At 61.7% G+C, this 10,175-nt stretch carries 6 protein-coding genes; 3 read left to right on the top strand and 3 right to left on the bottom strand.

Annotated elements, in window-relative coordinates; translation table 11 throughout:
• Window positions 1-543 precede the first annotated feature (543 nt).
• Window positions 544-954 carry a VOC family protein gene (locus G4D79_RS15035; protein ID WP_099697879.1) on the top strand — a complete coding sequence of 137 codons (411 nt, stop codon included), beginning with the start codon at window positions 544-546 and terminating at the stop codon, window positions 952-954.
• 91 nt (window positions 955-1,045) lie between these two features.
• Here G4D79_RS15035 and G4D79_RS15030 read toward each other — a convergent pair whose 3' ends face one another.
• Window positions 1,046-2,020 carry a sigma-70 family RNA polymerase sigma factor gene (locus tag G4D79_RS15030; protein WP_003945115.1) on the bottom strand — a complete coding sequence of 325 codons (975 nt, stop codon included), beginning with the start codon at window positions 2,018-2,020 and terminating at the stop codon, window positions 1,046-1,048.
• A gap of 53 nt (window positions 2,021-2,073) precedes the next feature.
• Window positions 2,074-2,805 carry a GNAT family N-acetyltransferase gene (locus tag G4D79_RS15025; protein ID WP_003945124.1) on the bottom strand — a complete coding sequence of 244 codons (732 nt, stop codon included), beginning with the start codon at window positions 2,803-2,805 and terminating at the stop codon, window positions 2,074-2,076.
• Between the two features lie 215 nt (window positions 2,806-3,020).
• Between G4D79_RS15025 and G4D79_RS15020 the strand changes: the two genes are divergently transcribed.
• The gene (locus G4D79_RS15020; RefSeq protein ID WP_231915235.1) at window positions 3,021-3,794 is read left to right on the top strand and encodes a hypothetical protein; all 774 of its coding nucleotides are present in this window, start codon (window positions 3,021-3,023) and stop codon (window positions 3,792-3,794) included.
• A gap of 542 nt (window positions 3,795-4,336) precedes the next feature.
• On the top strand, window positions 4,337-9,820 hold the full coding sequence (locus G4D79_RS15015) for a carboxyl transferase domain-containing protein (protein ID WP_214514623.1): 5,484 nt from the start codon (window positions 4,337-4,339) through the stop codon (window positions 9,818-9,820).
• A gap of 69 nt (window positions 9,821-9,889) precedes the next feature.
• Here G4D79_RS15015 and G4D79_RS15010 read toward each other — a convergent pair whose 3' ends face one another.
• Entirely contained in the window at window positions 9,890-10,171 is a 282-nt protein-coding gene (locus tag G4D79_RS15010; protein ID WP_030536904.1) for a hypothetical protein, read from the bottom strand.
• Window positions 10,172-10,175 lie beyond the last annotated feature (4 nt).

The following is a 10,175-nucleotide window of genomic DNA, read 5'->3' as shown; positions in this document are numbered from 1 at the left end:
GCAACCATTCAGACGGAAGAATGAACAATCACCGACGAAAAATACTCACACCCCGAACATCAGAACCGAAACCCGAAGGCCCGGAACATCATCCGATATGTGAAGTACCAAATTAATTTTGGCACTGACATTCATCGACACACTGTTGAGTTCTCAAAGAACACGCACACACCATCACCGCGACCCTATGGCCGCCGCTCCGGGGCAACTTTTCCAGCCTATCCCAACCTGGCCACCGGCGCAAACCGGAACCCCGTGAGAAAAACTAGATTGTGTTCGCCAGGCACTTCGTACAACCTCGTGTCACTCACCCTCGCAGGTGGGAGTCGGTGTCCGTGTCGCTCTGACCTGGACAAAGTTACGCGAAGATCAACACAACACCAAATCGCCAGGTCAGAGCACTGCAGTCAGTTAACAGGCGATACTTTTCTCGAATTTTTGCTTCTCGCGATGACTTTCTGCGCCCACTGCGGTCTGTATGAGCAGGAACCAACAGGAACCGAAGCGTTCAGTAATCAATCAACCGAGTTCAAGGAGCACCCAATGTCTCGTCTTCTCTTCGTCAACATGCCGGTCAAGGACGTCGCCGCCACCCGTGCATTCTTCAGTGGCCTCGGCTTCGAGTTCAACGACATGTTCAGTGACGAGAACACTGTCTCGATGATCGTCAGCGATTCCGCCACCGTCATGTTCCTGAACGAACCGCGTTTCGGGGACTTCATCGCCGACGACATCTGCGACACGTCGAAAACTCGTGAAGCACTGATGTGTGTGTCGGCCGACAGCAGGGAGGAAGTCGACACCTTCGTCGACGCGGCGATTGCTGCCGGCGGCAGCAAGTGGATGGAGCCCCAGGATCACGGCTTCATGTACGGACGCGCATTCCGCGACCTCGACAATCACGTCTGGGAGGTCATGTGGATGGACCCGGCTGCGACTGTTCCCCAGCAGTAACGCACAGCAACAGCAGTAACGAGCAGTCGCGCGGGTCCCTCCATACCGGAGGGCTCGCGCAACTCCTTGCCCCTACAACTCGGCAGGGCCCCTACAGCTCGGCAGGCAATCCGAACCGTGCGAACAGACTCAGATCGAAGAAACACGTCACGTGCGAGATCCCGGACTCGGTGACATCGAGAACGTGCAACTGGAAAGCGCGGTGAACACCATCGGGCTCGCGCATGTAGAGGCCGAACGCCGGCTGACCGTTCGCAGCGGTCGGAAGTAGGCGCATCGCTCCTGGTCCGTCGGCCGGGCATTTGGTTCCGATGAGTTGCCCGATTGCCTCGGGGCCCTGGTACCAACCCTCGAACGGAGGCATCTCCCAGATGGCTTCGCGCGTGAACAGTTCGACGATGGCCTCGACGTCGTAGCTCTCGAAGCTGTGCACGTAGTCGCGAAGCAACTTCCGGGCAGCCTCGGTAGTCGGTTCCACGAGATCGTCCTCGGTGGGTCCGATGTGATTGATCTGCGCGCGAGCCCGCTGCAGCAGGCTGTTTACCGCAGTGGTTGTGGTGTCCAGCGCCTCCGCAACTTCCGACGCCTTCCACTGCAGAACGTCACGTAGAACCAGAACCGCACGTTGGCGCGCGGACAAGTGCTGCAAAGCGGCAACAAGGGCGAGCCTGACCGAATCGCGATTGACGACCATGACGGCCGGATCATTGACGTCGCCCAACGCAGAATCGGCAATCGGTTCCAACCAGGCAATCTCGTTGCGCTCGATCAAATCGTCGGCCGGGTCCGAACTAGGTGCGCCGAGGCCGGTCGGGAGGGGACGCCTCGATCTCCCCTCCAGCGCGGTCAGGCAGGTATTCGTCGCGATGCGGTAGAGCCAGGTCCTGAGAGATGACTGGCCCTTGTAACCGTCGAACCCGCGCCAAGCCCGGATGAACGTCTCCTGGACCTGGTCTTCGGCGTCGTGAATCGACCCCATCATGCGATAGCAGTGCGCCAGCAACTCGCGGCGGTACGGATCGGCAAGAGTGAGGAAATCACTGTCCAACGCCTGATCGACTGTCATTTGTTCAGACTAGTGGCCGAGCGCCCGAAACACAGGCGTCGGCGAGAATTCGATCAGGCAGGCGCCTGCACCGCAGTCAACCTGGATCTCTTCCGGAGAACGAACCCCAGCGATTCGTAGAGTCTGATCGCATTCGTATTCGATTGCACTGCATGGAGAAATGGCAGCTCGCCGCGCTCGCGAATCCCGGCAGCGACGGCACGGATCAGCGTCGTACCCAGGCCTCGACCCCGAAAGTCGCTGTCAGTGCACACCGCACTGATTTCCGTCCATCCCGGAGGGTGCAACCGCTCCCCCGCCATGGCAACAAGTCTTCCGTCGACGCGAATGCCGTAGTAACTGCCCATCTCGACGGTACGAGGAAGAAACGGTCCTGGCTTGGTGCGCTCGATCAATGCCAGAATTTCGGGAACGTCGCCCGTTCCGAGAAGTTCGACCGACGGATCAACGGAGACTTCGAGTGCGGATCCGTCCATCTGCACCGAGCCGAACTGATCCACAACGCGCCACCCTTCCGGCGGGCGGTGATCAAATCCTCGCAAACCTACTGTGCCGCCAGGACCTACGAGTGTGAGTAGGTTCTCCCAGTCCTCGGCGTCCAACTCGGGCGGATGACCGACAAACGGCGCGACCGTCGGGTCGTATCGCGCAACTCTCCCTGCCCAGCGAGCGAATTGCGCATGATGTCCGCGAAGTCCTTGTCGCACAGGATCGTCCAGCGGATGGGTGTCGACATCCGTGTCAACTGTCTCGACAAACGACGCCAGGGTCGCCTCCGTGGTCATCGAACCTCTTCCTGCCCTATTTGCCTGTGATGGAGGCGAACGAACCTCCCCGCCCACCTCTATGACAACGCTAGGAACACTTGCTGTCGTAGTCGCCGGATAGAATCAAGATGATTCTGACCTCGACCTGTATTTCCGGCGTCAATCAGGGCTCGATTGCAGATCTGCACCAGGACATTCGTCGCGACGCCTCACCAACCGGAAGGCTATTTGGCATGAGCAACTCCGACCCGATCAGGTCCGCATTCGACCAGTTGCCCCTGAAGGAGATGGACGCTGCAACGCTGGTCTTCGCCATCGAGAGCGCCGTCGACGAGCTGGCGATCCCGGGTGAAACCCTACGGCTCGCCATGGAGGTCGCTACCCTTGCGCACCTCGATCAGTTCAGAAAGAACGGGATCAAGTCCGACGAGGATCCCTACATCGTTCATCCCCTACGAAATGTATTGCGGCTGCTTCGGTACGGGTGCTCCGATGTCGAGATCCTGAGCGCAACCGCACTTCACGACACGGTCGAGGACCGACCACACGCCGTCATCGCGCTCCTCGGTGGCCAGACTGCAGACGACATGTCCGCATCCGAAGCGCAGGAACGTGCGTCAACACTCATCGCCTCGCGCTTCGGCCACAGAATCTCCGAACTTGTTGAGGCAGTGACCAATCCAATCGACTACCCATGCGACAACACCACCGCCGGATATCAGGATCACGTCATCCGCGCGATAGCGGATCCCGCAGTGTTCCTCGTGAAGTTCAGCGACTTCGTCGACAACGCGGGAAGCGTGAAGTACCTGAGCGAGACCGACAGGCTGAGACTGGTCACGAAATACGAACCACTCGTGGAGCACTTCAAGCGGACTTCACTTGCTCTCGGCAACGGATTGCACCTCCCTCCCTCAGGACTCGACGCGATCGCAAAGCACATCGCAACCATCGAACGCGATTTCTCGAATACGGTCCGACCGGACATAAAAAATACTCGCGAGTAGTACCGATCAGTAATAATCGAGCAACCCAGAGAATTCTCCGAATATGCGATTTTGTTACCAGTGAGTATTCACTTTCTTGCCGATCTCATTACCATCGTGATCCGTGTCACAAGTCCGAATTCCATTGCACCGCAACGATTTAACGCCATATGTGTAACCGTGGTTCACGTTGACTAATATTCTTCAATTCGCCCAGGTGACATGAGCGTCGACATACTGCATTCTTAGATAAACCAGGGATTCCCTGGAAGCAGACACAATATGTTGCTGATTCGTGATTGGAGCGGTTCTGAGTCCACGCCTGCAGGGTGGCACACAAGGCACACAGTGTCTCAGCGCACACAGCGCTTCGGTGCACACAGTGCTTCAGCGCAGGGGACTCGACGAACCGGAAGGGCAATCACTTGCCGACGCGCAACCGGGGGAAACACAGCGCATCGCGGCGTAGTTCACGAACCGGGGAATCCGGGTACGTGGGACACGGTCGGCTCATATCGCAACGTACGTGACGAAGAATCTCATCAAGGACGGTGGCAGTGACAATGTTCAAACGAATCGCAGTGGTCAATCGAGGTGAGGCCGCTGTCCGGCTGATCAGGGCTGTACGCGAACTGAACGCCGAACACGACTACGGCATTCGGGTCATTGCACTGCACACCGAGGCCGAGCGCCGCGCCATGTTCGTCCGCCAGGCCGATGAGGGCGTGACCCTGCGCAGCACCGGCACCGGTAGCCCGTACCTCGACTACGCCGAACTCGAGCGAGCACTGCTCGCAGCCAAGGCCGACGCAGTCTGGGTCGGCTGGGGCTTCGTGGCCGAGGATCCCGCCTTCGCGGAGATCGTCGCGAAACTGGGCATCACGTTCATCGGCCCGAGCGCCGACGCGATGCGCCTGCTCGGCGACAAGGTTGCCGCCAAGATCCTGGCCGAGAAGGTCGGCGTACCGGTCGCCCCGTGGAGCGGCGGACCGGTCGAAACGCGCGCCGACGCTCGTCGTCATGCTCAGTCCATCGGATATCCCCTGATCATCAAGGCCCGAAGCGGCGGCGGCGGACGCGGTATCCGCAAGGTCTGGGCCGAAGACGAACTCGAAGTTGCACTCGAGCGCACGCAGGGCGAAGCAGAGCGGTCCTTCGGCGACCCCGTCGTCTTCCTCGAACGCCTCGTCACCGATGCACGCCACGTCGAGGTACAGGTCATCGCCGACAACCACGGCAATGTCTGGGCTCCGGGCGTTCGCGACTGCTCGATTCAGCGTCGCAACCAGAAGGTCATCGAAGAATCCTCTTCCCCCGTCCTGACCGAAGAACAGTCTGACCACCTCAAGAAGGTGTCCGCCGAACTGGTCAAGGCAGCCGGATACCAGGGCGCAGGCACGGTCGAATACCTCTACCAGCCCGAGAACAAGCTCTTCACGTTCCTCGAGGTCAACACCCGTCTGCAGGTCGAGCACCCGATCACCGAGGTCACCACCGGAATCGATCTCGTCAAACTGCAGATTCTGGTCGCCAGTGGTGACGAATTGGTCGGTGACTGCCCGCCCGCATTCGGCCACGCCGTCGAAGCCCGCCTCAATGCCGAGGACGCGGACAACGATTTCGCGCCGGCACCCGGCACCGTTCAACTCCTCAAGTTTCCGCTCGGCTCCGGCATCCGGGTCGACACCGGTATCGCTGCCGGGGACGTCATTCCGCCCGACTACGACTCGATGGTCGCGAAGGTCATCGCCTGGGGCCGCAACCGCTCCGAGGCACTTGCGCGCCTGCGTACCGCCCTTCGTGAAACCACTGTCGTACTCGACGGCGGCACTACCACCAAGTCGTTCCTCCTCGATCTACTCGATCGCGACGAGGTCATCTCGGCATCCGCGGATACCGGCTGGCTCGACCGCACAGGCGCCCTGACCGGCACCACTCGTCGCGCGGACGTCGCACTGATCGCCACCGCCATCGATGCTTACGACGCCGAGGAGTCCCTCGAGCGTGCGGCCTTCCTCGCCTCGGCACGCGGCGGCCGTCCCCGCGCCAACCACGCGATCGGCCGTACCGTCGAGCTCAACTACCAAGGTCAGGCATACAAACTGACCGTCGGGCGTATCGGCCCGCACCGCTACCGCGTCGACGGAGACGCCGGAGACATCGAGGTCGACGTCGATCGTCTCGGTGACTTCGAGTCACGGCTGGTGATCGGTGATCGCCGCTTCCACGTCGTTTCCGTCGTGAGCCCGGCTCGCTATCTCGTCGAGGTCGACGGCATCAGCCACCAGATCAGCCAGGACGACGCCGGCGTAGTCCGCGCGCCGGCTCCCGCCGTAGTGGTAGCAGTACCGGTCGCGGTCGGCGACGACGTCGAAGCCGGATCCACTCTGGTCGTGCTCGAATCCATGAAGATGGAGACCGCGGTTCGCGCTCCGTATGCGGGCAAAGTGCGTGAGGTTCTCGCTACCGTCAACTCTCAGGTCGATGCCGGCGCACCGCTCCTGCGCGTCGACCAGGTCAGTGAGGAAGCTGTCACGGAGAAGGCTCCGCGAGTCCAATTCGATCTTCCCGCAGCAACTTCCGGTTCCGATACCCGCGCAGATGCATTGGCACAGCTGGAAGCACTGACCGCGATGATCAGTGGCTACGACGTCAGCGGCAAGCACGCAAACGCTGTTCTGGCCGAATACGACGCACTTCGCAGCGCACTCGAATCCGAGGACCGCGAACTGGTCCAGGCAGAACTGGCTGTGCTGACCACCTTCGCCGACATCTGCGAACTCTCGCGCAACAAGCCCACCTCGAGTGAGTCCGCGAAGGACGAGTCCGTCCACAGCCCCCGCGAGCACTTCCACACCTTCCTGCACTCACTCGACTCCGAGCGCGAAGGTTTGCCGGCGTCGTTCCGCACGAGACTCGAACGGGCACTTCGCCACTACGACGTCACCGATCTGGAAGATCGCCAGGCCGTCGAGGAAGCGGTGTACCGACTCTTCCTGGCTCTGCAGCGCATGGAAGCCCAGATCCCGGTCATTGCAGCACTTCTCGAAGGCTGGCTCGTCGGCGACAAGGCTCCCGGTTGCTCGGCGCAGGAGCTCAACGAGGTTCTCGATCGACTCATCGTCGCGACGCAGGTCCGCTACCCCGTCATCGGCGACGTCGCCCGCAACCTTCGCTTCCGGTTCTTCGACGAGCCGCGCATCCGCAAGGTTCGCGAAGACGTCTACGACGGAGTACGCGGCAACCTCGCCTACCTCGAAGAGCAGCCGGACGCTGCAGATTTCGACGAGCGAATCGCCAATCTCGTCGCCACTCCCGAACCGCTCCTGGACCTGTTGGGTCGAAAGATCGGCCTTGGCAACCGCGATGGCGGCCCTCTGCTCGAGGTCATCACGCGTCGCTACTACAAGATTCACTCCTTCGAAGACGTCCGCGTTTTCGAGCACGTCGACCGCCGTTTCGTGACCGGTAACTTCGACCTCAAGGGCGACGGGCTACATCTGGTCTCGACGGTGGCCGAATTCGACGCTCTCGGTACGGCTCTCGACGATGTCGCCACAATCGCGCAGGATGCTCCATCCGGTCGCGGCCTGGTAGTCGACATCTACCTCGACTGGCCTGATCAGCCCGCCGACGGCGACACGCTCGTCGAGACGCTGCGCACCGAACTCTCGCGCAACGAGACGATCACCCGGTCTCGCCGCGCGACTGTGATCATCTGCAATCCGAATGGGGATCCGGTCCGCTGGGTCACCTTCCGCCCGATCGACGGTGAACTGGTCGAGGACAACATCATCCGCGACATGCATCCGCTCACGGGTCAGCGTCTGGACATGTGGCGTCTGAAGAACTTCAACGGCAAGCGTCTGCCGGCTCCGGAGAACACCTACCTGTTCCACCTCTCCGCCAAGGAGAACCCGAAGGACGAGCGCCTGATCGCTCTCGCGGAAATCCGTGACGTGACACCGCAGCTCGACGACGAAGGCCAGATGGTTGCGCTTCCGGCCATCGAGCGCACACTTGCCGCGTGCCTCGACGGCATCCGCCGTGCGCAGTCCCAGCGCGGAGACAAGCGTCGACTGGCAGCCAACCGCGTCGTGCTGTACGTGTGGCCGGTCGCCGACGTTCCCAGCGAACGCTTCTCCGTGATCGCTCAGAACGCAGCCCGACTGACCGTCGGCGCCGGGCTAGAAGAGATCACACTCATCACCCGCCTGAAGGACCGAAAGGGCGGCGCGCCCAAGGAAGTTGCGCTGCGATTCTCCTACCGCGCAGGTGCCGGTGTGGTCATCAACAAGACCACGCCTCCCACTGAACCGCTGCTCCCCCTCGACGCGTACGCCCAGAAGGTCCAGAGTTCGCGGGCACGCGGCACGGTGTACCCGTACGAGCTGATTCCACTCCTGACCGGCACCAAGGGCACCTTCGTCGAGCACGACTTCGACGAAGCGGGCGTCCTCTCACCTGTCGAGCGTCCGTACGGGCTCAACAAGGCCGGCATCGTCGTCGGCCTCGTGAACACTCCGACGCGGCGCTATCCCGAGGGAATGACCCGTGTCGCGCTCTTCGGTGACCCCACCAAGGCGCTCGGTACCGTGGCCGAGGCCGAATGCTCACGCGTGGTCGCTGCCATCGACCTGGCCGAGAAGTTGAACGCCCCGGTCGAGTGGTTTGCACTGTCCTCGGGTGCCACCATCTCGATGGAGAGCGGCACCGAGAACATGGACTGGGTCTCCCGTGGCCTGCGCCGGATCATCACCTTCACCCAGAACGGCGGTGAAATCAATATCGTCGTCACGGGAATCAACGTCGGCGCTCAGCCCTACTGGAACGCCGAAGCCACCATGTTGATGCACACCAAGGGCATTCTGGTGATGACCCCGGACAGCGCGATGGTGCTGACCGGCAAGCAGTCTCTCGACTACTCCGGTGGTGTGTCGGCCGAGGACAACTTCGGTATCGGTGGTTACGACCGCGTCATGGGCCCCAACGGCCAGGCGCAGTACTGGGCCCCCGACCTCACTGCGGCGTGCGAGATCCTGTTCCGTCACTACGCACACTCGTACCTCGCTCCCGGCGAACGGTTCCCGCGCCGCGCAGCGACGACGGACCCCGTCGATCGCGACGTGCGTAGCTTCCCGCACACCCACCCGTCGAGCGACTTCGAGACGGTCGGCGACATCTTCTCCTCGGCGAAGAACCCGGATCGCAAGAAGCCCTTCGACATTCGCACCGTGATGCGTTCGGTGGTCGACCAGGACCACTCTGTTCTCGAGCGTTGGGCCGACATGGCCGGCGCCGACACGTCGGTCGTTCTGGACGCGCACCTCGCCGGACATCCGGTCACAGTGGTGGGCATCGAATCCCGCGCGATCCCACGTAAGGGGCACTTCCCCGCCGACGGTCCCGACACCTGGACGTCGGGAACGCTGTTCCCGAACTCGTCGAAGAAGACTGCTCGCGCGATCAATGCTGCGAGCGGCAACCGTCCGATCGTGGTGCTGGCCAACCTGTCCGGCTTCGACGGTTCCCCGGAGTCGCTGCGCAACATCCAGCTCGAGTACGGCGCCGAGATCGGCCGCGCCATCGTCAACTTCGACGGACCGATCGTGTTCTGCGTCGTCTCCCGCTACCACGGCGGCGCGTTCGTCGTGTTCTCCGGTGCGCTCAACGACAACATGGAAGTTCTTGCTGTCGAAGGCTCGTTCGCGTCGGTACTCGGCGGCGCCCCCGCCGCCGCAGTGGTCTTCACCCGTGAGGTGAACACCCGCACCAACAACGACCCGAAGGTGCAGCAACTGGAGGCAGACTTGGCAGCAGCCAAGGATGACACGGAGAAAGCACATCTGCGCGTAGAACTGAACGCTCAGCGCATCGCCGTCCGCTCCGACAAGCTCGGCGAAGTGGCATCCGAATTCGAAGCGATCCACAACATCCAGCGGGCCCGAGAGGTCGGCTCGGTGGATGAGATCGTCCCTGCCGCAGAACTGCGTCCGCAGATCATCGCAGCAGTCGAACGCGGCATGAAGCGCGCACTCGCGCAGTAAGTTTCTCCGCACGTCGAGCGGTCCCGCGAAATGCGGGGCCGCTCGATTTGTGTCCAGGCAGCGCCTGCGTCAGACGCCCTCGAGCGCCTCTCCGATCTCTTCGAGGACGTGATTGTGCTGCTCTGTTGCGAGCAGATGCCCCGCTGCAATGGTGACTGCCACGGGCCACTCGATGATCTCGAAGGCGACCATCAGTCCCATCACCGCAAAGTAGGCGATCTGCTCGGGTCTCGGAACAGGGATGGCACCGACGATCGGTAGCTCCAACTCGAAGCTCCGTGCCGAACGGACGGATTCGACTACCGCGCGGTGATCGACGGGGTTCGTGTGGTCGACGGTATTCTGGGACATGTCA

It is taken from the genome of Rhodococcus sp. WY5, assembly GCF_018588185.1.
In the GTDB taxonomy this organism is placed as follows: Bacteria; Actinomycetota; Actinomycetes; order Mycobacteriales; family Mycobacteriaceae; genus Rhodococcus_F; species Rhodococcus_F qingshengii.
This window is presented reverse-complemented; position numbering and strand designations above follow the sequence as displayed.

Coding starts and splice junctions, on each gene's coding strand:
- G4D79_RS15025 (WP_003945124.1), bottom strand. CDS start 2,805: ATGACCACGGAGGCGACCCTGGCGTCGTTTGTCGAGACAGTTGACACG.
- G4D79_RS15015 (WP_214514623.1), top strand. CDS start 4,337: ATGTTCAAACGAATCGCAGTGGTCAATCGAGGTGAGGCCGCTGTCCGG.
- G4D79_RS15020 (WP_231915235.1), top strand. CDS start 3,021: ATGAGCAACTCCGACCCGATCAGGTCCGCATTCGACCAGTTGCCCCTG.
- G4D79_RS15030 (WP_003945115.1), bottom strand. CDS start 2,020: ATGACAGTCGATCAGGCGTTGGACAGTGATTTCCTCACTCTTGCCGAT.
- G4D79_RS15010 (WP_030536904.1), bottom strand. CDS start 10,171: ATGTCCCAGAATACCGTCGACCACACGAACCCCGTCGATCACCGCGCG.
- G4D79_RS15035 (WP_099697879.1), top strand. CDS start 544: ATGTCTCGTCTTCTCTTCGTCAACATGCCGGTCAAGGACGTCGCCGCC.